At 45.4% G+C, this 21,898-nt stretch carries 25 protein-coding genes; 8 read left to right on the top strand and 17 right to left on the bottom strand.

Features of this window, described 5'->3' with window-relative positions; all coding sequences use genetic code 11:
* The first annotated feature begins 225 nt into the window (after window positions 1-225).
* Entirely contained in the window at window positions 226-741 is a 516-nt protein-coding gene (locus L3V30_RS14315; RefSeq protein ID WP_005394862.1) for a superoxide dismutase family protein, read from the top strand.
* A gap of 30 nt (window positions 742-771) precedes the next feature.
* Here L3V30_RS14315 and L3V30_RS14310 read toward each other — a convergent pair whose 3' ends face one another.
* From L3V30_RS14310 to L3V30_RS14295, 4 genes are all read right to left on the bottom strand, one after another.
* Window positions 772-2,145: a HAMP domain-containing sensor histidine kinase gene (locus L3V30_RS14310; RefSeq protein ID WP_237309162.1), complete on the bottom strand. Its 1,374-nt coding sequence runs from the start codon at window positions 2,143-2,145 to the stop codon at window positions 772-774.
* A 116-nt stretch (window positions 2,146-2,261) separates the two neighbouring features.
* Window positions 2,262-2,993, bottom strand: coding sequence for a response regulator transcription factor (locus L3V30_RS14305; RefSeq protein ID WP_237309161.1), 732 nt, complete (start codon window positions 2,991-2,993; stop codon window positions 2,262-2,264).
* Between the two features lie 198 nt (window positions 2,994-3,191).
* Window positions 3,192-3,887 carry a spondin domain-containing protein gene (locus L3V30_RS14300; RefSeq protein WP_237309160.1) on the bottom strand — a complete coding sequence of 232 codons (696 nt, stop codon included), beginning with the start codon at window positions 3,885-3,887 and terminating at the stop codon, window positions 3,192-3,194.
* A 9-nt stretch (window positions 3,888-3,896) separates the two neighbouring features.
* Window positions 3,897-4,580: a spondin domain-containing protein gene (locus L3V30_RS14295; protein ID WP_237309159.1), complete on the bottom strand. Its 684-nt coding sequence runs from the start codon at window positions 4,578-4,580 to the stop codon at window positions 3,897-3,899.
* 288 nt (window positions 4,581-4,868) lie between these two features.
* Between L3V30_RS14295 and L3V30_RS14290 the strand changes: the two genes are divergently transcribed.
* From L3V30_RS14290 to L3V30_RS14280, 3 genes are all read left to right on the top strand, one after another.
* Window positions 4,869-5,342, top strand: a complete 474-nt coding sequence (locus L3V30_RS14290; RefSeq protein ID WP_237309158.1) for a hypothetical protein — start codon at window positions 4,869-4,871, stop codon at window positions 5,340-5,342.
* Between the two features lie 77 nt (window positions 5,343-5,419).
* On the top strand, window positions 5,420-6,349 hold the full coding sequence (locus L3V30_RS14285) for a LysR family transcriptional regulator (protein WP_048625391.1): 930 nt from the start codon (window positions 5,420-5,422) through the stop codon (window positions 6,347-6,349).
* 30 nt (window positions 6,350-6,379) lie between these two features.
* Window positions 6,380-6,763 (top strand): VOC family protein, encoded by a 384-nt coding sequence (locus L3V30_RS14280; protein ID WP_237309157.1) that lies wholly within the window; start codon window positions 6,380-6,382, stop codon window positions 6,761-6,763.
* On the opposite strand, the gene L3V30_RS14275 is transcribed toward L3V30_RS14280, so the two are convergent.
* The 5 genes from L3V30_RS14275 to L3V30_RS14255 all read right to left on the bottom strand — a co-directional run bounded on the left by L3V30_RS14275 (window position 6,743) and on the right by L3V30_RS14255 (window position 10,135).
* Entirely contained in the window at window positions 6,743-7,108 is a 366-nt protein-coding gene (locus L3V30_RS14275; protein WP_080619260.1) for a hypothetical protein, read from the bottom strand. The genes L3V30_RS14280 and L3V30_RS14275 overlap by 21 nt on opposite strands.
* A gap of 176 nt (window positions 7,109-7,284) precedes the next feature.
* Window positions 7,285-7,674 (bottom strand): cytochrome b562, encoded by a 390-nt coding sequence (locus L3V30_RS14270; protein WP_005394852.1) that lies wholly within the window; start codon window positions 7,672-7,674, stop codon window positions 7,285-7,287.
* A gap of 155 nt (window positions 7,675-7,829) precedes the next feature.
* On the bottom strand, window positions 7,830-8,582 hold the full coding sequence (locus tag L3V30_RS14265) for a phosphatase (RefSeq protein ID WP_046876136.1): 753 nt from the start codon (window positions 8,580-8,582) through the stop codon (window positions 7,830-7,832).
* An 83-nt stretch (window positions 8,583-8,665) separates the two neighbouring features.
* The gene (locus L3V30_RS14260; RefSeq protein WP_237309156.1) at window positions 8,666-9,112 is read right to left on the bottom strand and encodes an SRPBCC domain-containing protein; all 447 of its coding nucleotides are present in this window, start codon (window positions 9,110-9,112) and stop codon (window positions 8,666-8,668) included.
* A 99-nt stretch (window positions 9,113-9,211) separates the two neighbouring features.
* Window positions 9,212-10,135: a DMT family transporter gene (locus L3V30_RS14255; RefSeq protein WP_237309155.1), complete on the bottom strand. Its 924-nt coding sequence runs from the start codon at window positions 10,133-10,135 to the stop codon at window positions 9,212-9,214.
* A 129-nt stretch (window positions 10,136-10,264) separates the two neighbouring features.
* Between L3V30_RS14255 and L3V30_RS14250 the strand changes: the two genes are divergently transcribed.
* Together L3V30_RS14250 and L3V30_RS14245 are read left to right on the top strand one after the other, a co-directional pair.
* Complete coding sequence (locus L3V30_RS14250) at window positions 10,265-11,155, top strand: LysR substrate-binding domain-containing protein (RefSeq protein ID WP_237309154.1); 891 nt, start codon at window positions 10,265-10,267, stop codon at window positions 11,153-11,155.
* Between the two features lie 125 nt (window positions 11,156-11,280).
* Window positions 11,281-12,285, top strand: coding sequence for a serine protease (locus L3V30_RS14245; protein WP_237309153.1), 1,005 nt, complete (start codon window positions 11,281-11,283; stop codon window positions 12,283-12,285).
* 13 nt (window positions 12,286-12,298) lie between these two features.
* On the opposite strand, the gene fliJ is transcribed toward L3V30_RS14245, so the two are convergent.
* From fliJ to L3V30_RS14205, 8 genes are read right to left on the bottom strand one after another with little or no spacing between them, the layout of a single operon-like run.
* A complete protein-coding gene (fliJ, locus tag L3V30_RS14240; RefSeq protein ID WP_237309152.1) occupies window positions 12,299-12,739 on the bottom strand; it encodes a flagellar export protein FliJ in 441 nt (146 codons plus the stop codon).
* Between the two features lie 24 nt (window positions 12,740-12,763).
* Window positions 12,764-14,110 carry a flagellar protein export ATPase FliI gene (gene fliI, locus L3V30_RS14235; protein WP_005394843.1) on the bottom strand — a complete coding sequence of 449 codons (1,347 nt, stop codon included), beginning with the start codon at window positions 14,108-14,110 and terminating at the stop codon, window positions 12,764-12,766.
* Complete coding sequence (fliH, locus tag L3V30_RS14230; protein WP_005394841.1) at window positions 14,103-14,858, bottom strand: flagellar assembly protein FliH; 756 nt, start codon at window positions 14,856-14,858, stop codon at window positions 14,103-14,105. Before fliH ends, fliI begins: the two co-directional genes overlap by 8 nt.
* 4 nt (window positions 14,859-14,862) lie before the next feature.
* Entirely contained in the window at window positions 14,863-15,876 is a 1,014-nt protein-coding gene (locus L3V30_RS14225) for a flagellar motor switch protein FliG (RefSeq protein ID WP_005394839.1), read from the bottom strand.
* On the bottom strand, window positions 15,845-17,593 hold the full coding sequence (gene fliF, locus L3V30_RS14220) for a flagellar basal-body MS-ring/collar protein FliF (protein WP_237309151.1): 1,749 nt from the start codon (window positions 17,591-17,593) through the stop codon (window positions 15,845-15,847). The genes L3V30_RS14225 and fliF overlap by 32 nt, the downstream gene beginning before the upstream one ends.
* Before the next feature lie 3 nt (window positions 17,594-17,596).
* Window positions 17,597-17,953, bottom strand: a complete 357-nt coding sequence (gene fliE, locus L3V30_RS14215; RefSeq protein ID WP_005375045.1) for a flagellar hook-basal body complex protein FliE — start codon at window positions 17,951-17,953, stop codon at window positions 17,597-17,599.
* A 15-nt stretch (window positions 17,954-17,968) separates the two neighbouring features.
* A complete protein-coding gene (locus L3V30_RS14210; protein WP_237309188.1) occupies window positions 17,969-19,300 on the bottom strand; it encodes a sigma-54 dependent transcriptional regulator in 1,332 nt (443 codons plus the stop codon).
* Window positions 19,300-20,319 (bottom strand): OmpA family protein, encoded by a 1,020-nt coding sequence (locus L3V30_RS14205; RefSeq protein ID WP_139060533.1) that lies wholly within the window; start codon window positions 20,317-20,319, stop codon window positions 19,300-19,302. The genes L3V30_RS14210 and L3V30_RS14205 overlap by 1 nt, the downstream gene beginning before the upstream one ends.
* Before the next feature lie 384 nt (window positions 20,320-20,703).
* Here L3V30_RS14205 and L3V30_RS14200 point away from each other — a divergent pair, with 384 nt between their 5' ends.
* Both L3V30_RS14200 and fliN read left to right on the top strand, forming a co-directional pair.
* Window positions 20,704-21,522: a flagellar motor switch protein FliM gene (locus L3V30_RS14200; protein ID WP_005398043.1), complete on the top strand. Its 819-nt coding sequence runs from the start codon at window positions 20,704-20,706 to the stop codon at window positions 21,520-21,522.
* Window positions 21,519-21,890, top strand: coding sequence for a flagellar motor switch protein FliN (gene fliN / locus L3V30_RS14195; protein WP_005398044.1), 372 nt, complete (start codon window positions 21,519-21,521; stop codon window positions 21,888-21,890). The genes L3V30_RS14200 and fliN overlap by 4 nt, the downstream gene beginning before the upstream one ends.
* The last annotated feature ends 8 nt before the right edge of the window (window positions 21,891-21,898 follow it).

The raw sequence follows: 21,898 nt of genomic DNA, 5'->3' as shown, positions 1-21,898 counted from the left end.
ATATTCAGGCTATTTTTTGATTGACGTCTATTCTTTTTTATATCTGAACAATCTCAATATGTTAAGTCTTAATAAAGGAGAACTGGTTTCGCAGATAGATACCAGTTTAAGACCATAGAGTGAGACACATCACTCTCTGACATAAACCCACCGCTCAACAGACATAAGGAAGAGAAGTTTTCACTAATATGTGCTTGAGCGTACAACCAAAAAGAAGGAAGTCCCATGTTAAAAGGATTGCTATGCATTTCAGTTGCTGCCACTCTCGTAGCCGCTCCTAACGTACTTGCGCAGACTGTAGCGATGACCGATCTCAACAGCAAGAAGAGCGCTGGCACCATTGAGATTTCACAAAGTGACTATGGCGTGGTATTTATGCCTCAGTTATCAGGTTTGTCATCAGGGGTGCACGGTTTCCATGTTCACACCAATCCATCGTGCGATAGCGCGGAGAAGAATGGCAAAACCGTCCTTGGCGGTGCAGCAGGTGGTCACTATGACCCCAGCAACACAGGGAAACATGGCTACCCTTGGACCGATGACAATCATTTAGGCGACCTGCCTCCACTCTATGTGGACATGGATGGCAATGCCAATCAGCCCGTTGTCGCGCCTCGCCTAAAATTATCAGATTTAAAAGGTCGAGCATTAATGATTCATGCTGGTGGTGACAATCATTCCGACCATCCTGCTAAATTAGGCGGCGGCGGTGCGCGCGTTGTATGTGGCGTTATTAAGTAGTCATTCGATAAGCCAAATTCGCGCTTCTCCTCAAGTAGCGAGAAGTGCGAATTTTTGTTGATACTCAGTGTCCGTCTCGCACGTCTCTAAGTAGCTGTGGTGCAACATTAAAATTGACTGCACTATCTTTGTACCAATTCCTAATGCGCCCCCGACGGCATCTTTATCAATTCGATTGACAAAAGTGAACAGGATTCGCGACTTATCCTCACTCAAATGCGCTTGGCAATGCACTTCCGAACCGAGTGGGCTGTGGCGCAACGCATTTTCAAGCAGGTTCAATACCAACCGCTCTAAGAGTCCTTTGTCACCCACGGTTTGGATTTCGCTATCCATATCCACTTTCAACACCACTTCTTTACGAGAAAACTGGCTCTGCATCGTTTCAGCACATTCTGCCATCAACGCGCCAAGATCCACGGGGCGGTACTCGTAGTTTGGCATTGGGGCTTCTTTACGCGCGGCGTCTAATAAAGAATGCAATTGAGTTGAGAGCTTCTCACAATTTCGGAACGCGACATCAATCAGCGGATCGGATCCCGGATGTTTCAAACGCCACGTTTCCAGATAGCCAAGCACGCTCGATAACGGCGTTTTTAAATCATGACTGAGCTGCAATAAGCTTTGACGGCGATGAGAAGACTGATACTCCAACTGTAAAAACTGCTGCTGAATGTGCTTCGCCATCATCTGATAAGAGTGCGCAATCGGCACGAGCTCCGGCACTTGGTAAGTAAAGTCAGGTTGCAGGTGAAAATCATGTTCGGCTTGCTGTTGAAGTTGCTTGGTCACACGCTCAATCGGGTTCAATAGGCTACGTTTGACCAGCACATAAGCCCCTAGAGCAAAGCCTAAAATGGACACTAAGACCAATCCTGCCAGCGCGATGTAAGGGGTATCGACTTGCGCATTGGCAATGGCGTCATGTCGGGTACTGCCAATCACCACATAGAGATAACCGACCGTAGAGCCTAATTCCTCTATCGCCGCAACAGAAAACACTTTGTGTTCACCGCGATTACGAGGATCTTCGCCTAAGATGGGAAGCGGTTCGTTGTTTAAGAATTGCTGAATGGGGTTCAGATCCACCGTGTCCATAAGCTTTGCACCATCTGGCGCAGCATGGGTGGTGATATTGCCTTGGCTATCGAGGAAATAGATTTCAAAATCAGGGCCGATCAACATGAGCGTATGAAAGATCGACTTAAGCGCTTTAGGGTTGTAATCCGTACCAATCATCAGCGGATTATCGTCACGCATGTGGCTGGCTAGCTCTTTGTGCAGGCTTTGCTTAGTCCGTAACTCAATGGTTTCTTTTTGCCAATTGTAAGTCAGTGCAATCACCACCGCCGCGAGGCAGAACCACAAGCTGGTAAATACCACTAAGCGAGATTTGAAGCTCATCCTATCGCCTCCTTAAACAGCGATGTTTTTGAAACACCCGTGATGATTGAAAAATGACGGTGAAAACAACTGCCGACTTACTGTCTTGGCTTGATGTTTTGACTTGCTTTTTTGCATTAGTGTCTTGGCTGAAACTTATACCCAACGCCCCACACGGTTTGGATGAAGTGATGATCAGAGTCAGACAAAGACAATTTGCTGCGTAAACGGTTAATGGTGCTACACACTGTGTGGTGATAACCAGAATGACTGGTGTTCCATACGTGATCGAGCAATTCATCTTTACTGTAGACTCTGCCCGGACGAGTCGCGAGAAACTGCAGCAAAGTAAACTCTGTCGCGGTAAGAGTGACATCCTTGTCATTTAGGGATACTTGGTGCAACTCCGGAATGATTCTTAGCGGACCAAAATCCATCGCTTCGTCGAGGACTTCATTTGCTACTTTGGCTTCTGCGGTTTGGCTGACTCTGCGCAGCACGTTACGTACTCGCGCTTGGAATTCTAATACGCTAAATGGCTTAGTGATATAGTCATCAACCCCCGCTTCTAAACCATCAACCTTGTCCATTTCACCGTCTCTTGCTGTCAACATAAGCACTGGGCTCCAATCTTGTTGCTGACGCAAATAATGGCAGATGTCTAGGCCATCACCATCTGGCAAACCTCGGTCAAGGATCAATAAATCAAAGGGATGTTGCTGATATTGCGCTTTAGCATCGGCGACATTTGTTGCTCGCAACACTTGGTGTCCTTGAAACTTAAGATGCATCTGAACCAGTTCTGCCAAATCATCGTCATCTTCCACCAGTAAAATCTTCGCCGATAAATAGCTAGCTTGTCGTTCCATGATCCTTTCCCTAACTTACGTAAAGCCACTCTGCACATGACCGGAACAAACTAACATTTCTTTCATATCACCAAGTGCTCCCTTACTGCTATATTCAGCGAGTATCACCTTAGGTAATAAAAAGGTTCCGATGACGCCTTGAGGGATAAAGCGCTCGGCTACAAGCGCTTTGGAAAGGAGACGTCATCGGAGCCTGTGTTACTCGACTCGAGTGATGGTGACTTTCGCACCTGGGTTCAAGAAACGATGGTTCGCAGAGAGTGCTGAGTTTACTAATCCATCATCTTGGCTAACTACCCCCGCATGGAAGGCAACAACGTCATTGCTGTCATTACGAGTGGCATTGAAGCCCTCACCGCCACCTGCTGGGCCCGGAATGGTTGCGGTAAGTTCATTGTTCAGTTCTGTGCCAGAATCCCAAACGTTCATGCGCATTTCATAGCTTTCACCCACTGCGAGCGATTTGAGCGATAGCCCCGTTTCGCCAACAAAGGCATCGTTGGTATTCACAAACATAGACGCCACAGACAAGTAACCGTAACGACTAGGGTCAACCGTGATGGTGACTTCGTCCGATGCACCCGGCAACACCAATCCATTGCCCGAAATACCTTGGTAAACACTGTCATTGCTGTTCATCAACTCAATCAGCTCTGCGTTACTACCGCCTTCGGCAAGATGCTCAAGTTCAACAGATGCGGCTTGGCCAATTTCAAACAGTTGGTAGTCACCATTGTGAGTGAGTACAGCGAGCGGAGACATAGGTTGATTCGCAGTCAAGTTCGCCACGTTGACGGTGTAACGGTACGATTTCACTACGTCGTTATCATCATCGCTTGGACAACCGGCGAGCAAACCGACTGAAGCTGCTACTAGTAAGATTCTGTATTTCATACATCCCCCTTACTTCACAACGATTGTGATGGTTGCAACTGGGTTTAACCAACGATGGCTGCTGCTATCTAGGTCACTGATGCCGCCGGTTGGATCGCTATCACCAAGGTTACCCGGATGCACGTGAACTTTGTCGTTAGTTACTGTTGCTTCAACGCCTGTGCCGCCAGTACCAAAGGTAATGAAAGGTGGGTTTGGCATGCTAGACGCAAGTTCATCGTTCGCTTCTGTACCGGCATCGTAACTTCTTAGCGTTGCTCGGTATGTACCCGCTTCCGTTGGAATCTTCCAGCTATCCAGACCGACGAAGCCATCATTGGTTGGCAGCAACATAGCGCTCAGAGAAAGATAACCGTGGTCACCACTGTCCAAAGTGAAGGTGGTTGCAACACCCGGATTCAAAATACCATCAGCAGGATTCTCAACCACCACACCACCAGCGTTACCAATCACACTAGCAAGACCAGAGATATCACCGCCTTCTGCCATTGCTTCTAGTTCTGGCGTTGCTGCTCGACCCGCTCTGAACATTTGAAGGTCAGAGCCATGTGCGGCAACAATAAGTGGCGTAAAGTAGATGCCTTTGGTTGCGTTTGTCACGGTGATTTCCAATTCCGCCGCATTCACTGATGCAGAGCCTAGTGCCATAGCGACTGAAGTCATTACGAGTCCGAGTTGGGTACGTTTTTTCATTGTGATTCCATCCTTTAATGAGGGTTGAACTACCCAAGCCCATGTGTACGGCTTTACTTCTTTGTTCGTGACTTGAGTAAGTTAAGCATTACGTTCCGAACGTTTTGCGTTCTTGCCTCTAAGAATGACGAGCAAATCTATCAGCAACTTCATCGAATTCTCATAAAATTCTCACAAGTTCTGTTCGAATTCTGTCAGCAGCACTTTTTTACTCTTAATCAGGAGTTTACACTTCGCGCTTTCCCCTCCTACAATGCGGTATTCCCTGTTTAAATCACGATTCTCACCATGATTCATAACGTTCTGTCTGCCTACTATGGCGAAATCTACGGCATCGCTTTTTTCAACCATTACTTGAGCCATTACGCCCAAAGTGAACAACAAACACTGTGGCAAACCTTGATTGAAGTGGAAGAGCTCACCGCAGAAAAGCTCAAACCTGTACTGCTGACAAATGGCATGGATATAGAAAGTCGATACCAAGAGATGTTGGATAAAGGCTTGGCAGATGCAACCAAGTGGATTGGTTTACCATGGCAAGAGTTGGTGGCGACTCTTCTGAAGTGGGTAGAGCCTTATGAGGTCAAGTATCGAGAGTGGCACGAAGAAGTGAAAGCTTCACAGCAGTATTCAATCGCTGAACGAGAAGCTATCGAGTTGATTGCAGGCCACGAAACGGTCATTTATCACTGTTGGCAGCAATACCATACTGGTGAATCTGGCTTGCCTGCACTCAATGCATTTTTGGCAAAATATCGTTAAAGCGAGACGGTTACACTTGAACCTCGTGAAACCGTACCAGACAATATCGTTATTCCGCTGCGCAGAACTGAACAATTATGGTTAATCCAAAACTCATTGCCCTACTTCCTGATCTTGCTTCGTTTATCTTAGTGGTAAACGAAGGCAGTTTTACCGCTGCAGCCAAACAACTCGGCGTGACGCCATCGGCTTTAAGTAAGTTGATCACACGATTAGAGCAAGCGCTTTCGGTCAAATTGTTTGAGCGCACGACTCGTAAGTTGATCATCACTCAAGCAGGACAAAAGGTTTACGACCAAAGCATTGCAATGGTGAATGCCGCGCAGCAAGCCGTTGAGTTATCTGCAGAAGATCATGCCGAGCCTACAGGCGCACTCACAGTGGCCGCCCCGGAAGCATTTCTTAATTCGGTGCTTCAACCGTTTGTGTTGCCATTCCTAGAGCGTTATCCAAATATTCAGCTTAAGCTGCGTGCAGCAGATGGTGAGATTGATCTTTTCCGCCAAGGTATTGATGTCGCATTTAAGCTCACCGACAAACCCGATGAAAACCTGGTACTCAAAGAGATCAGCAAGACCAACCTTGTTTTGTGTGCCTCTCCAGATTACCTCACCAAACACGGTATGCCTGAGCACCCAACCGAGCTTGAGCAACACGACTGTATTTACCTTGCCGAGAACGACAAAGACAACATTTGGTCTTTCTTTAAAGAGGAAGCATTCCACTCCATTGCAGTGAGCGGGCGTTACGCCGTCAACCATTCTCAAATGCGCTTGAACGGGGTTAAATCTGGCTTGGGAATTGGGATCTTCCATGACTTCGTGATCAAAGACGCGTTAGAGCAAGGAGAAGTGGTGGAAGTATTGCCGGATTGGATGATCAAGAGTAACTACCACGGCGCTATCGCGATGCAGTATGCACAAACCAAATACATGCCTGCTCGTCTGCGCGTGTTTATCGACTTCGTTAAGGAGCATTTAGTCTCCGAGGACGCTAACCATGCTTGAGGATACTAGCCATGTTTGAAGAGGCTAACCATGTTTAATGCCATTCATCACGTTGCGATCATTTGCAGTGATTATCCAAGGTCAAAACGCTTTTACACCGAATTGTTAGGGCTAAAAGTCATTGCTGAAAATTATCGTGAAGCCAGAGACTCGTACAAACTTGACCTTGCTCTGCATGACGGTAGCCAAGTTGAATTGTTTAGCTTTCCGGACGCACCAGAGAGACCGAGCTTTCCTGAAGCTCAGGGTTTACGCCACCTTGCTTTTCAAGTGGATGATGTCGAGCATGTTAAAGAATATTTAGAGGCGAGAGAAATTGAGGTAGAGCCCGTTCGCATCGATGAATTTACAGGCAAAGCGTTTACCTTTTTCAAAGATCCAGATGGTTTGCCGCTAGAAGTTTATCAACGCTAACTTTGGTGGAGCACGAGGAACTGGCGTTTCAAATCGTACACTTAGAGCCAAAAAAGTGTAGCTTTCAGAAATGACCAAGCTCAGTTGTGGAAGTATTGGTGTAGTTGGAAGTGAATCATGATGAAAGGTCGAGAAGTGGCTAAAAGGACAAGGTTTGCCTTTATGGCTGACGGCATTGTCACTTTCTTCGATTTGAACCAATTCAAAACCGTTAAGCGTACATAGCGTCGCCCACACACCCATGCTGTTACCATGAGCATTGATAACAGGCATCAGGGTCACTAGCACCCAACTTAGAGCACTAGCAAATAGCATGGAGCGATAAAAAGGAATTAATCTACGCATAACGGTGACTTAACAAATTTAATTCAGCGTAACTAATTCTGAGTGCTAGCTCAAAAACAGGATCAATAAGTGCTTGCCACCTCACAGCTTTTCTTCAATAACGCAATTGACAGACACAAAAAAGCCCACCAAAACGGCAGGCTATTTTCATATTCTATTGTCAGCTTTTATCGCGATTAGCCGAACAGCTTACTCCAAATACTTGGGTTACGCTTGTCGTGGTATTCTTCACGTAGGCTATCAATTTCACGTAATTGTGCTTTCGCGTCTTGCAGGTTACCAGCGTCTAAGTCTGCTTCAATCTTGTCTAACGTTACCGTTAGTTTATTAAAGCCTTCTAAGTAGGTATCGAATTTCTCTGGTGGATAGTTACCGCGCTTAGATTGCTCGACGATTGCTTGCAAGCTATCAATTGCAGACTTCATGGTTTCAACATCCGACGCTTCTGCCGCCTGTTTGAATTCCATCTTCATCTGCTTCATGTTTTGTTTTAAATCAACCGCTTCCGCCATTGCGTATGTTGAGCCAAACGCAATCGCACACCCTAGGACTAAAGGACGTAACATTTTCACTTCTCCATTTATAGTGCCGAATTCTGTGTCGGCTTTATTTACCCAAATAACCCTCGCCATAAAAGGCGACAAACTAGCTTAGTTGAGTATTTCCGGGTCGCAGTGTAAAGCAATCTTACGCCAGGTGCATACCTAAAATGTAATCAAGTTTATGCGTTGCGAATGTCGTCATACTCTGGAATTGGCTTACGGCCTCTCAAAGCTAAGAAAGACAAAAACTGCTGAGCGGTGTGAGTAATCACTTTTTTGCTATCTATACCCACTTTATCCATTAGCTCTCCAACCAAATCCAGATTACCAACATCATGACAGAAATGCGCATCACTTCCCGTTGTGAAGAAGACACCGAGATCTTTACCGATTTGTGCAATCTCGTGGCAACGGTCTACGCTACCCACTCGGCTATTCCCTTTTAGCGTGGTGTTATTGATTTCAATCGCAACATTATGCTCTTTCGCGCACGTTAAAACGGCCTGAAAATCAAAGTCGAAATTTGGATTCCCAAGATGGCCAAGCGCATCAATACGACCGTTTTGAATCACATTAATGAGCGCTTCCGTATGAGTTTCTTTGTTTGCAGGACGAAAAACAGGTTCATGGAAACTTGCAATAACCCAATCTAGGTTACGATCGACACTCAGCGGAATATCGATGTCGCCTTCGGTATTAAGAATGTTGGATTCCACACCCCGAATGATCGCGATACCGTCTAAAAATCGAGGCAGGATTTTTTGGTTGGAGAAAAACCAGTAATGCGGCGCGCCCGGCATTGATTCTGCGTGATCGGTCGTACAGAACATATCCAAGCCGTTCTCTTTCGCCAATTTTGCATTTTCAATCAAGGTGCTGTACGCATGACCACTGGCGTACGTATGTGTATGGGTATCAACTTTAAATTCCATCATCCACTCTCTTAGGTGCGCTATCTTGCGTGCTATTGTATACCTACACGTGACGTACCGTCAGCCCAAGATGAGTATCAGACTTAAGCTTGCTCCTCACTGATGGCTTTTATTAGGGGCAACGCTTTTTCCCATCCGTGATTAAACATAGAAACAAAGTCGCTGTGCGTATAAATGGTGACATTGAGTAACAAACGATCACTGTTGGTATCGATCTGATAGATCTCTCGTGATCCAATCCACTTAGATGCTAAATCTCCATCCAGTTGCTGCCTATTATCCGGATTAAAAATGGCAATGTGATGAAATTCAAGGCGCTGTTGCGGTTGCACGATATCGATAGTCGCTCGCGTTCCGCCCATATCGGGATCAAAAAAAGTGATGTCTTGCCCTTCTTCCCATATCCCATCAAATTGAGACTGGGGTGAGAAAGCCTGTGCCCAGCGTTTGTATAACTCAGCATCGGTTAGCACTTCCCACACCCGTTGCGGTGTAGCTGAAATCTCAACGTAATAATTTAGCGTAAGCATTATTTCTCTCCCTGAACCTTTCTTGACGCTAGTTCATTGTCAGAAAAAATCAAACCACACCTCTGATTTGCTTAACTTAATCCTCTATTTTTCGACAGGCTAAGAGGTTCTCGCTTGTAACCTACCACCACGATGCGCCGTAAAGTGAACCCAACATGTGTTCAGTATGGTTGCGATCACGATTAAACTCATCCCGATAATTTGGCTTTGACTCATTCGGTCATCAAAAAACGCACTCTGCCAAACCGCGGTGAACAGTAGGTTAGTAAAAATAAGTGGTGCAAGTTGAGAGCCGCTGCTTGCCAGTTGATACGCTTTGGAGCGGAAAACTTGGGTGTTAATGATCATCAGGGACATCACACCGAGCCACAGCATATTAGAAGAAACAGTAGATTCCATCACATTGGCTTTGAGTAAAACATCGATGTCGTTAAACAACGTTAGCGGTAACAAAAATACGGCAGCAAACCCAAACGCCCAAAAGTTTATTTCTAATGGCGACATATCAGTTTTACTCACTTTATATAGCGTAAGCTGAGAGCCGGAATTGAAGAGTCCACCAGCTAGACCGAGTAATAAATCCGAGCGCCAAGTAAACTCCCCACCAACTCCCGCCAACATAACCACTCCAGTAAACGCCATTACTAAAGCCGCCAATGTTGAAACGCGAATGTGGCCTCCCATAAACAGCTTTTCAACCAAAGGAATAAATAATGGGCCAGTGGCAAACAATACCACCCCTTCTACCAGCGTTAACGTTTGTAATGACGCGATGAAACACAACTGTGATAAGCCGATACAGAAGGCGCGAAGCAAAATCGGTTTTAACGTCCCAGCTTTAGGAAAGGTAAGATTTTTGAAACGAAGTAAGACAAGCAAAATAAGTGCAGGAGCCAAAAAGCGTAAGAAACTAAACAGTGTGACGGAAAGTTCACCTGTCAACTGCTTTGCTAACAACCCAGTAACAGATAAGCTTAACGTAGACATCAGCATGAAAAGAATAGATTTATTTACTGCATTCATTCGATACTCCTTAATATGTAGAGTATTTTATGAGATATCACTTATTGTAAATAGCGAGTAATATTAACCATTAATATAAGAAAAACTTACAGGTTAACTTACCTCTCATCATGTTACGGTTTCTAAAATATGCGTAAATTAGTCCCTCTAAAATCCATCTATGCATTTGTCGCTGTGGCGGAATCTGGCAGCATGACAGAAGCAGCGCAGATATTAAGTGTGAGTCATTCGGCGGTGAGTCAGGCGATAAAATCACTGGAGACTCAGGTCAACAAACCTCTGTTTGATCGCGTAGGCAGACAAGTTCAACTTAATGCTGACGGTAAAAAATATTATCGAAAGGTTGCGCCAGCTTTAGAACAAATTGTCGATGCCACAGAAGCGCTAATCCAAGACCAAAACTTGCAACGTATTACGCTTAATATGGTGAATTCCTTGGCGCTGCATTGGTGGATTCCGCGAATGTCGAGTTTGCAGGACTTTGCTCCGCAATTAGACGTTCGTTTATCAAACCTGTCTGGCAGGTTTAATCTAGAGCAAGAAGGTATCGACGCTGCCCTCGTGCATGGAAACACCGAGGAATGGCAAGATTATTACTGTGAAAAGCTCAGTGAAGATGAACTGGTTTTGGTGTGTAGCCCTGAATTGATAGCTAAGACGAAAGACTCAAATATCGCTCAACTGTTAAAGCAGTATCCCATCATTGAAGTCACTAACGAACGAAGAAAAAATGACTGGAACGTGTGGCAGAATGCGACTGGCATCCTGCGACCTAAAAGCAAAAAACCAATCACTTTTAATATGTCGATACAAGCCGTCCAGGCCACAACTCGTCGTTTGGGGTTATTGGTCACTCATCGCTTGTTTGTGAAAGATGACATCAAATATGGCCAGTTAATCGAGCTGGGCGAACCCGTAATTAATCCTCATCAACAGCTTTACTTTGTATGCCCGCCACACAAGCTAAAGCTGGAATCGTTTCACCTTCTGCGCTCGTGGTTGCAACAATCATTCAATTAAAGAAACCTTTTGTTAAGCACATTCATTGAAAAATTAGTATAAAGTTAGAAAGAGCACTTTTCATCCAAGGATGGTTTATGAAGCGGTATCAAATATGGTTAAGCGTACTCTGCCTCACAGTACCCATGAGTGCAGTCGCTGAAAGTGAAGACGCTCATTCAGAGCAAGGTATCTCAACGGCAATCATAGGCGGCCAGCAAGCCACTCAAAATCAATTGCCCTTTTTCGCACGACTCATTCTACACAAAACTGGCGCTAATCAATTTGCCAACATCTGTGGCGGCACGATTGTTAATGACCGCTTCATTTTAACCGCCGCTCATTGTGTAGAGCCGAGTGTTTTTTCTGATGGATGGACAATCAATGATCTGCGAGTCTTAGTAAAAAACCCGACAATGAACGATGTGTTTGTTGAGGAATTCAAAGATGTTCGCTCTATCACTATTCATCCAAATTACGAGCCTAGTGATTTATGGATTAATGATATCGCCGTACTTGAACTTACCCACCCGATCACCGACAACGTTCAATCCATTACGTTGCCGCAAGATTTTGGTGATTACAGCAGCCAATCGGTTTATCAGATATTCGGTTTAGGGCAAACCTCGACCAACGATGAAAGTGGACCAAATTATTTGCGATGGGCGGAAGTAAAACCACTCACTGATGCGCAATGTGCTTCTTTAGTGACGGGGTTTAATGTTCAAGAAAGCTTATGTGCCAATGGGTTTCCTGAGCGCAGTTATACCGGTATTTGCAGCGGTGACTCTGGTGGCCCTCTCACCTATCAAGACAACAACGGAATATATCAACAAATCGGTATTGTGAGCTATGGTTCTTCTGTTTGTGAATCCGCTGCGATTCCGAGTGTGTTTACTGAGGTTCTAAATTACACAACATGGATTGAATCCCAAACCAGTTCGGGAGTGAAGACTCGTTACAATGCCCTCTTAGCAAGCACAGAAGATTATCATAGTGAAGGTGATTCCGGCTTTGAACCAGAAGATACCAACACATCTGGCTTTGAGGATAATGGCAGTAGTGGTGGCGCACTTGGCGCAGGGATGATCATGCTTGGAGGCTGGTTTGGTTGGCTAAGACGCCGAAGAAATTATTCTCGCTCCAAATAGCTTCGATAAGACATCATAATACCTTGCGCTTAACACGAGAGTTGATGATGTCTTCTATTATTTTTTGCTCTTTTTTCGCTTTTTCATAATTTTGCTTAGTACGCCATCGTTCGAGCACTTTTTCTAACCCTTGAACACGAGCGTGTTTATGCTCCAGCGTTTTTTGTACAGACGCGCATTCCGCTTGCATGACGGCTTGTTCATGCTCATGGTGGCGAAGCATTTTTTGCAGCATTTGATCGACACGATTAAAGTTCATCAGCGCTGCGCTTGTCAGTGTTGGAACAGTTCTGGTTGATTGTCCCGCATGGCCTTTCAATGCTGACAATTGTTCCAACTGCATTGAAAGATGGGAGTGACGTTGACGCATGGCATCAAGTTGTTGACCCACACGATCACGTTGCTTTTCTTCCATTTGTTGCAGCTTACCCACTGCTTTTAACTTGGATTTCATCTCAACGATACCACTCCCATTTGGTTAAGCACTTTGAAAAAGCTGCGCAAGCTCGGTCAAACTGGTTGGGTAATCCACTGACTCATTGGCGGCTTGTTGTAAATACGCACGTAAGTTTGGATACATAGCAACAGATTGATCTAATTCAGGATCTTGCCCCGGTTGATAGCCTCCTAACGGCAGCAGTTCTTTCACCTGAAGATAGTTTGAGTACATCTGGCGGAAATTATTCGCGATCGTGCTATGCGCCTCCTGTGTACAGGTACTCATACAACGGCTGATAGACGCATTAATATCAATGGCAGGATAGTGCCCTTGCTCGGCAAGTTGACGCGATAATACAACGTGCCCATCTAAGATAGCACGCGCAGAATCCACGACAGGATCTTGCTGGTCGTCCCCTTCCGCCAACACGGTATAAATTGCGGTTAGGCTACCGTGCTGATTTTCACTGTTGCCCGCACGCTCGAGGAGTTGCGGTAACACGCTGAAGACAGAGGGCGGATAACCGCGAGATGCCGGGGGCTCGCCCAACGACAGAGCGATTTCACGCTGTGCCATGGCGTATCGAGTGAGAGAGTCCATCAACAACAGAACATCTTTGCCTTGGTCTCGAAAATACTCGGAAACGCGATGACAAAGCAGTGTCGCTCTTAACCTCATCAGCGGGGATTCATCAGCAGGAGCTGCGATGATAATCGCCTTCTTGCGCGCCTCTGGGGTTAAGTTTCGTTCGATGAACTCGCGTACCTCTCGGCCTCGCTCACCAATAAGACCGACCACAATCACATCGGCTTCGGTGTTTTTGGTGATCATCCCCATTAAAACACTTTTACCGACACCACTGCCCGCCATTAAGCCAATGCGTTGCCCTTTTCCGACGGTCAAGAGTCCATTGATTGCGCGCACCCCAACGTTGAGTGGGGTATCAACAGGACGTCGCTTCAATGGGTTAATCGGTTTTGGTTCAAGTGAAACACGATCTCCCCCTTTTAGCGGTGCCCCGTCGTCCAACGGCTCACCTAAACCATTCAGCACTCGCCCTAACCACTGAGCACTTAACTGCACGGTACTGTCACCGTCCAGAGGAATGACTTTCGCACCAGCAAATAAGCCACCTAAGCGCCGAATAGGCATTAAGTAAGCAATAGTGTGCTCAAAGCCCACCACTTGCGCTTCGATCATGTCGCCTTCTGCGGTTTCTACGAGACAGCGCTGCTCCAGTTTAAACCGGCACCCAACGGCTTGTAACATTAAGCCGTTTACTTTAATCAAGCGCCCTGTCACGCGAGCAACAGGGATTGAATCGAGCGAAGCCAATGCTTCGCTCAAACGCTCACTCAATAGCTCATGGCTTAAGGTATTACTCATGCTCTGATTCTACCTGCGGAATACTAACTTCATCCAAAAGGTGTTGTTTTACATTGTCCATACAGGCTTCTAAACGAGAGTCGCAACTTGCATCCGCCTCTGCATCATCGGTCACTAGTTGGCAGCCACCAATCGGAAGTTCCGTATTAGCCACCAGTTTCCAAGATTGTGGTAGATCAGCATTAATGTGAGTAATTCGTTCTAAATCCTGCGGATTTAAATGCACGGTTACGGTTTCCGCTTTGCCTGGCATGGCAGACAATGTCTCATCCACCAAGGCAAGGATCTGTTGAGGCATTAAAGTGAGCTCAGCACGAATCACTTGCTGAGCCACTTTTTGTACCAGCTCACAAATCATATGACGTTGCTGTTGCTCTTTTTCGTCTTGCCAACGAGACAGCGCATGAAAGAGCTCGTTCACGGGTTTCGCCGCCTCTAGAAAGCTCTGTTTTCCTGACTGCTCACCAGACACAAAGCCTTTTTGGAAGCCTTCTTTTTGCCCATCTAACAGACCTTGTTGCTTACCCTGCTCGATACCTTGACGTAAGCCTTCTTCATGACCTTGTTGTAAACCTTGTTGAAAACCGGCTTCAAGCTGCTGTTGAATATCAACTTGCGGCTCTTGCCAACCTTGGTTATCTAGCCCGAATTCGTCTTCTATAGCCTTAGGCTGCGCCAAAGGCGGAAAACGGTGCAAACGGTATCCACTCGGCGGCAGTCGCATCGTACTTGATTTTGTCTCTACCATGACGTTACTCCACCGTTGGCTCTTCATAAAGAAGCAACTGAACTTCACCAGATTCATCCAACTCACGCACCATTTGCATGATGTCTTGACGCGCTTTTTGAACACGACTTAGCGCAACAGCCCCGCGCGCTTCCATATCGTCTTCCAGTGCTTTCACCATACGCTGAGGCATAGAACGTTTAATGGCTTGCTGTAACGTAATTTCTGAACCTTTAAGTGCAACCGCCCACAATTCTAGTGGGATCTGCTGCACCAGCATGTCCATGGTTTCTTCACGCTGACGACCAAGAACCATAAAGTCGAACATATTCTCTTCAATGGCATTAACGACATCTTCATCATGCAACTTCAGCATTTCCATCAACGACCCGCGATCACCTTCAAAGCGGTTAATGATGTCAGCAGCTTGCTTGACACCAGATAGCGGTGTGCTTTGGCTTGCAGATACTTTTTCAATGCAGCGCTCAACGAGCTCATGCAAATCAATAGCAACTTGATGATCGATGTCTTGCAGCTGAGCAATTCGGAACAAGATTTCGTCATGGTAATCTTGTGGCAGGTGCTTCAACACCGCTGAAGAGCTATCGGCTGGCAAATACGCAAGAAAAATCGCTTGCATTTGCGGGTGCTCATTCACAATGAAACGAGCAAGCGTTTCTGCTTCCACCCACTGTAAGCGCTGCATATTGTTGCGAATTTCATCACCATACAGCGTATTCAGCAGCCCTTTTGCCAAATCATTACCCAATGCTTTACGTAGCGTATTGGACAAATATTCTTTAGAAGCTCCACGAATGCCACTGTGCTCACGAAAGTCTTCAAAGAAAGTTTGAATAACGCCGCGAGCGGAATCGCTCTTAATGCCATTCAACTTCGCCATTGCACGAGTCACCCGCTGGGTTTCATCACGGCTAAAGTGCTGTAAAACCTTCGCAGCGGCATCCTCGCCCATGCCTAATAGCACGAGCGCGGTTTGTTCTACATAACTAAGCGTCTGCTTTGATGGAACTGTGTTCATTGATGTTTACCCATTGTTTCAGTATTTCGGCTACGCGCTCTGGCTCTTCATTGGCAATAAGCTGTAGGTGTTTCAATTGAATCTCTAGTGGCGAACCGGCTGGAGGCAGCATGTCGCTGTTTACATCTAAACCGGAAGAGGCTGAGATACCTTTTTCTGATAGACGACGATCAAGCACTTCTTCATGCTCACGCTCTTCACGCGTTTGCAGGTTGTCGTAATCAGGTTCTTCTTGCGGCTCTGCAAAGTCTAACTCTGGTACTGGCTTATGAACGCCAGTGATGTGCATGATCAATGGGCGTAGTACGAAGAAGATCATCGCTAAGCCTAACAAACCACCGATAACGTAACGTATTGGCTGCTGTACTGTAGGGTCTTGCCACCACGGCAGAGCAGGAGGCGCATCAATTTCAATTGGAGTGAAGTTGAAACTCATCAAGCTTAAGCTGTCACCTCGTGCCGCAGAAATACCGACAGCATCCATGATCATATTTGAAATCTGCTCTTTATCTGCTTCACTCCAAGCAACACCATCCGGAGAGGCTTTCGAGTTCAACAGTACCGACACGCTCATTTTCTCAATTTGACCTTGTTGGTATTGAGTACGACGAACACTACTCCCCACTGCATACTGACGGTTTACTTCAGAGCGTGCGTTGGTGTTTTGGCTATCGTTCGTTTCTACTTCTTCACCAGTTACCGGCGGTTGGTTGCTTAGAGAACCTGGTACGCCTAGCGCGATTTGGTCAACTGAGTTGTTGTGAATGGTGTGCTCGTTACGTACGACAGGTGCGTTATCCAAAATCTCTTGCGTTTCTTCAACTTGGCTAAAGTCCATATCAGCAGCGACTTGCACACGGAAGTTACTCGGACCCACAATTGGCGTAAGCATGTCTGCTGCGCGTTGAATGATCTGCTTCTCAACGTTCTTTTGATATTCAAGGTATTTTGCATTGACTTTACCTGCTTCCGCCGAAGCAACATCTGCACTGAGTAAACGGCCATATTGGTCGATAACAGATACAAATTCAGGCTTCATCGCCGTCACGCTACCAACCACTAAGTTGATGATTGCTTCAACTTGCTCAGACTTGAGGTCTTCGCCAGGTTTCAGCTCAAGCATCACTGACGCTGAAGGGTTCTCGCTGTTTTGACGAACAAATAAGGTTTGACGAGGAATAGCTAAGTGAACACGCGCATTCGCCACAGAATTCAGAGACATGATAGTGCGTACTAACTCACCTTCTAAACCATGACGGTAACGCGCCGTTTCCATAAATTGGCTTGTACCGAGAGAGCTGTCTTCTTTAAGCGAATCCAAACCTGTCGGCAGTTTGGCTTTAACACCTTTTGACGCAAGCAACATGCGAACTTTCGCAACTTCGCCTTCTGGCACAAGAACTTGGCCATTTTGCTCTTGCATACGGTAGCTCACACCTTCACTTTCTAATACCGAGACAATCTCTCCGATATCAAAACGTTCTTGTTGGCTATACAGTGGACGGAAGCTTTGTGAGGAACTCCAAAGAGCGACCACAATGATTGCCGCAACAATCGCAGCGAGTACGGCAGATAACACTAGGTTTCTCTGGCTACTCGACCAGATTTGCTTCAGCTTCGTTGTTACATCGTCCATGCTATTCGCAGTAGAAAATGTCTGTGCTGAGCCGGAGGTCATGGCTGTATTTCCGGCGACTTGGGGGGTTAGTTCTGACATGAATTACACCGGCATCTTCATAATATCTTCAAATGAGGTCACGACTTTGTTGCGCACTTGCATCAAAGCATTAAATGATAAGCTGGCTTTTTGGCTAGCGACCATCGCACCAACTAGGTCATCACTTTTTCCTGTTTCTACGGCCGTCATTTTTTGACTAGCCACTGATTGATGTTGATTCACTGTATCCAACACATTTGTCATCGCTTGTGAGAACGATAATGGTGCGTTTAGTGATTGTTGATCTAAAGGATTTGCACTCACGATAAACTCTGGCGGCTGCACTTGTGCCTGCATCGCCTGCATTTTTGACAACATAAGTTGCTCTGCCGAGACCGCATGAGTAGGTTGACTTGCCATCTATTTTTTCTCCTATTAGGCAGCCGAGCCTAGTGCCGACTGTAAATCAATACCATGTTCTCGCATGGCTGCGAGTTTGTAGCGTAGCGCTCGAGTAGAGACTCCAAGCGCGTTTGCGGTTTTCGTTCGGTTTCCACCAAACTGACGTAATTTTTCTAAAATAAATTGATATTCGGCCTGCTTCTTCGCTTCTACATGACCAAAGCTTGAAGCTGGCGCAGCGGATGGAACTGGCGCAACAAGTTCAATAGGCAGCATCAGATCATGGGCAGTAATGTAGTCACCATGACGCATGACCAATGCACGCTGAATGACATTTTCCAACTCGCGAATATTGCCTGGCCAGTGATACTGACTCAGCGCACTGATCGCATCTTGGGATAGATGACAGCGACTGCTATCTTGATACTTTTCAATAAAGAATTGGCTGATCGGTAAAATGTCTTCTTTTCTTTCACGCAAAGGAGGCCAGTGCAGAGGCAAAACATCCAATCGGTAATAAAGGTCTTCACGGAATGTGCCTTTTTGAACTTCTTCACGTAAGTCTTTATTGGTTGCCGCAATAACACGAATATCAAGCTTCACCGCCTTGTGGCTGCCTACGCGTTCCACTTCACGCTCTTGAAGAACGCGTAATAACTTGGCTTGAACTGCAGGGGACATTTCACCGATTTCATCTAGCAAAATCGTCCCGCCATTCGCTTCTTCAAACTTACCGCTTTGAGAGTTAGTCGCTCCTGTGAAGGCACCTTTTACATGACCAAATAGAACCGCTTCTAGCATCGACTCTGGAATGGCGGCGCAGTTAACCGCTACAAATGGACCATCAATACGTGGAGAGTGCTCATGCACATATCGAGCCAGCACTTCTTTACCCGTTCCCGATTCGCCTGTAATTAACACACTGGCGCTGGTGCAAGCGGCACGATGCGCCAATTGCAGTACCTGCTTGCTTCGCCAAGATTCCGCAACAATGTTGGCCATTGGCTTACCTAGCGCTTCAACGCGCTTCAGTAAATTGAGCAGCTGATTCGCTTCAAATGGGCGTAATAGATAATCGGTTGCTCCCGATTTCATCGTCTCAGCCGCCAAGATTCCCTGCTCTTGATCGACAATAGCGATAACAACACCAGAGTTACGTTGCTTTTGGTGGCAAGCAACAAACTCGCGGACACACATGTCCGGTAAAGTAGAGCTCACAAGAGTGATTTCTGCTCGCCCTTCAAGTATTGCGCCTCGGCCAGTACGAGTGTGTTTTGCGGTGTAACCTGCATTTTGCAACACATCCAATACTGGTTGAGCAAGAGCTTCATTCGGCTCAACCAACAAAATTTTCGTTTTCGTCATCATTGAACCTTAACTTTCGTTTGTTGATTTTGTTGTTGTACATCAGGGTGGTGTTTCACTGCCGTTCGCTCGTTATCTCTAACTAGGCGCAACGTTACACGTCGATTTTTCGCTTGGCCCTTCGTCGAACTATTGCTGGCAATTGGGTAACGAGAACCATGCGCTCTTGTTTCGATCATCGATTTATCAATACCAAGTTCAACTAAGGCCTCGGCAACTTGCTCTGCTCTAGTACGTGATACTGAAAGGTTCGCCAAGCTAGAACCAACGTTATCGGTGTGGCCATCAATTAAGATCTTGGTCACACGATCATCAACAGATACATAGCTATTTAGCGCTGCGAGCGTTTCTTGCTGCTTACGACTGAGCGCCTTCTGACCAAAGTCAAAAGACAGAACAAGATTTCGTGCCTCTGAAAACGAAAGCTTAGGCAAACGCGCTCGACAGGCATTAAATGACTTGAGCTCGTTTTGAATTTGAATAGTCGGAATCACAATCTCCGACAAAGAGGAAGCATTACTTCCCTTTAGTGACAACGTCACCCAATTACCAGTAGCAATTAAATCCATGAGTTCATCAGCACCTTTGCTGAAGACAAATCGTTGGGATGGCTTAGTAAAATCAAGGGTGGCAAACTCTTTTCTATAAAGCTCACTAGACCAAGGGGCACTTTGACTTATTAGAGCAATCGTTTTCCATTTATTATTTTCATAATGTATATCGGAAATAAAATAAGTTTTATTGTTAGGTTCCGAACGGAAATAAAACTTCCCATACGGCGTGCTTGAGTGCAATAAGTTGCATTCAAAGTTGTTTCCTTTATATGTCCACTTTGAAAGGTCCATGGGGATAGTCACAACCTCACCTGAATATGTCACCTTAGACACTAGCAAACTGACAAAAATAAATATTTTACAATTTATTAAACCGTTAGGATTCATGTATATCTTACAATTCCATGACCTTATCAATTTGATTAAATATGCCACTAAGCCGTGATAACTGGCATAGCTAATCATGTTAATTACCTATTCTGAATATTGAAACTGGTTACAAAATACTCACAAGAGCATAGCTAAACCTTTAAAATCAAGATTTAAGCTTTAAAAACAATGTCTTATATTTTAATTATCTAAATTAGCCGTTACACCATGAAGATGGTTTTAAAAAGTTAATAACAACTAAAAACGCTTAATATTTTTATATTTTCTTATTAAGCAATTTATAAAGGAAACTAACCCTTTTTAAATTTTATTAAAAGATTAAGACTATATGCTCAAAGCAACATGTGAACTAAAGTCACAATCTTAGAGTTTGAAACTAAAAGATCATTAAAATTTCTGTGTAGACTACACGCCATTAAGTTAAAACAGTTTCGATTGTTAACGCACGGTAAAATATAAATGGAAAATAGAGTTAGCGAGCCTATTTCTGATATTCAACTACTTGATGTAGAATTATTAGGCAAACCTATTCATATCATTCGTGAAAAGCTTGAAGGCTTGATTTCAGAGTCTTGTTCCAGCCTTACGATTGAATTACAAAATTGGCTCAGTACGAGTAAAGTGGAAGCTAGCTTAACCTCTGTAGACTTGCATCGCTTTACACCGATAAAAATGGATAAAGACCAAACGTCAACCTATCAACACCAAGAGGGCGGCATGGTATTTGTTCATGGAGATGCTCACACGTTAATAAAACTGGCGGATCGGTTCTATGGTGCCAGCACTGAGCGTTCAGCAACAACACTGACAGCAAGTGATCTCCGCCTACAAGAGCGAATCAGTCGTATCATTATTGGTTGGCTTGCACCAGGTGAGATGTGGGAAATGGGTGAGTACGAAGCACCCCGAGGGATTGGGATTAACGTGCAGTTAAACATCGCGTTTGACGATCACCAAGGCTCAATTCATCTCAAACTAGATAGCCACCTTATTCAAACACTGATCGAGCAGCTTGAACTGCAGCCCGATACGGATTTGTACCAACCATTCTGTCGCTCTTTAGAGGCAACGCCTGTTCGACTGAATGTTGTTTTAAGTAAAAAGAAGATGCCGTTGAGCGACGTTGTAGGCTTACAACCTAACGATATTTTACCAATTGAGCTTCTTAATACGGTTCCAGTCAGCATTGGTAACCAATCTTTATTTACAGGTCGTATTGCTGAGCAAGACGGCCAACTTGTTTTGATCTTTAACCCTGATAAGGAACCGCAGCGATGAGCGAAGCGCCAGAAACAAATGCATTCGACGCAGAAGAATTGAACTTTGACGACTTTCAATTAGAAGACTTTGAAGCTGAAAGTACGCTCCAACAAGAACCAGCAACTGCGGAACGTGATCTTAGCTTTTTCAAAAGTATTCCTGTCACTGTCACGCTGGAAGTTGCAAGCAAAGAAATCCCACTTGGGGACTTAATGAAAGCCGGAGAAGGCACGGTTATCGAACTTGAAAAGCTCAATGGTGAGCCTTTAGACGTAAAGGTAAACGGCTCTCTAATGGGTCACGCTGAAGTCGTCGTCGTTAATGATAAGTACGGACTTCGTCTGATCGATGTACATGACTCTGCATTGAGTGGCGTTGGTCAATAATCTTAGGT

It is taken from the genome of Vibrio sp. A1-1, assembly GCF_021728175.1.
Lineage (GTDB): Bacteria > Pseudomonadota > Gammaproteobacteria > Enterobacterales > Vibrionaceae > Vibrio > Vibrio diabolicus.
This window is presented reverse-complemented; position numbering and strand designations above follow the sequence as displayed.

Coding starts and splice junctions, on each gene's coding strand:
- L3V30_RS14205 (WP_139060533.1), bottom strand. CDS start 20,319: ATGATTAGCTATGCCAGTTATCACGGCTTAGTGGCATATTTAATCAAA.
- L3V30_RS14225 (WP_005394839.1), bottom strand. CDS start 15,876: ATGAACACAGTTCCATCAAAGCAGACGCTTAGTTATGTAGAACAAACC.
- L3V30_RS14310 (WP_237309162.1), bottom strand. CDS start 2,145: ATGAGCTTCAAATCTCGCTTAGTGGTATTTACCAGCTTGTGGTTCTGC.
- L3V30_RS14285 (WP_048625391.1), top strand. CDS start 5,420: ATGGTTAATCCAAAACTCATTGCCCTACTTCCTGATCTTGCTTCGTTT.
- L3V30_RS14290 (WP_237309158.1), top strand. CDS start 4,869: ATGATTCATAACGTTCTGTCTGCCTACTATGGCGAAATCTACGGCATC.
- L3V30_RS14250 (WP_237309154.1), top strand. CDS start 10,265: ATGCGTAAATTAGTCCCTCTAAAATCCATCTATGCATTTGTCGCTGTG.
- L3V30_RS14280 (WP_237309157.1), top strand. CDS start 6,380: ATGTTTAATGCCATTCATCACGTTGCGATCATTTGCAGTGATTATCCA.
- L3V30_RS14245 (WP_237309153.1), top strand. CDS start 11,281: ATGAGTGCAGTCGCTGAAAGTGAAGACGCTCATTCAGAGCAAGGTATC.
- L3V30_RS14260 (WP_237309156.1), bottom strand. CDS start 9,112: ATGCTTACGCTAAATTATTACGTTGAGATTTCAGCTACACCGCAACGG.
- fliJ (WP_237309152.1), bottom strand. CDS start 12,739: ATGAAATCCAAGTTAAAAGCAGTGGGTAAGCTGCAACAAATGGAAGAA.
- fliF (WP_237309151.1), bottom strand. CDS start 17,593: ATGTCAGAACTAACCCCCCAAGTCGCCGGAAATACAGCCATGACCTCC.
- L3V30_RS14300 (WP_237309160.1), bottom strand. CDS start 3,887: ATGAAATACAGAATCTTACTAGTAGCAGCTTCAGTCGGTTTGCTCGCC.
- L3V30_RS14255 (WP_237309155.1), bottom strand. CDS start 10,135: ATGAATGCAGTAAATAAATCTATTCTTTTCATGCTGATGTCTACGTTA.
- fliE (WP_005375045.1), bottom strand. CDS start 17,953: ATGGCAAGTCAACCTACTCATGCGGTCTCGGCAGAGCAACTTATGTTG.
- fliI (WP_005394843.1), bottom strand. CDS start 14,110: ATGAGTAATACCTTAAGCCATGAGCTATTGAGTGAGCGTTTGAGCGAA.
- L3V30_RS14210 (WP_237309188.1), bottom strand. CDS start 19,300: ATGACGAAAACGAAAATTTTGTTGGTTGAGCCGAATGAAGCTCTTGCT.
- L3V30_RS14295 (WP_237309159.1), bottom strand. CDS start 4,580: ATGAAAAAACGTACCCAACTCGGACTCGTAATGACTTCAGTCGCTATG.
- fliH (WP_005394841.1), bottom strand. CDS start 14,858: ATGGTAGAGACAAAATCAAGTACGATGCGACTGCCGCCGAGTGGATAC.
- L3V30_RS14270 (WP_005394852.1), bottom strand. CDS start 7,674: ATGTTACGTCCTTTAGTCCTAGGGTGTGCGATTGCGTTTGGCTCAACA.
- L3V30_RS14315 (WP_005394862.1), top strand. CDS start 226: ATGTTAAAAGGATTGCTATGCATTTCAGTTGCTGCCACTCTCGTAGCC.
- L3V30_RS14265 (WP_046876136.1), bottom strand. CDS start 8,582: ATGGAATTTAAAGTTGATACCCATACACATACGTACGCCAGTGGTCAT.
- fliN (WP_005398044.1), top strand. CDS start 21,519: ATGAGCGAAGCGCCAGAAACAAATGCATTCGACGCAGAAGAATTGAAC.
- L3V30_RS14200 (WP_005398043.1), top strand. CDS start 20,704: ATGGAAAATAGAGTTAGCGAGCCTATTTCTGATATTCAACTACTTGAT.
- L3V30_RS14275 (WP_080619260.1), bottom strand. CDS start 7,108: ATGCGTAGATTAATTCCTTTTTATCGCTCCATGCTATTTGCTAGTGCT.
- L3V30_RS14305 (WP_237309161.1), bottom strand. CDS start 2,993: ATGGAACGACAAGCTAGCTATTTATCGGCGAAGATTTTACTGGTGGAA.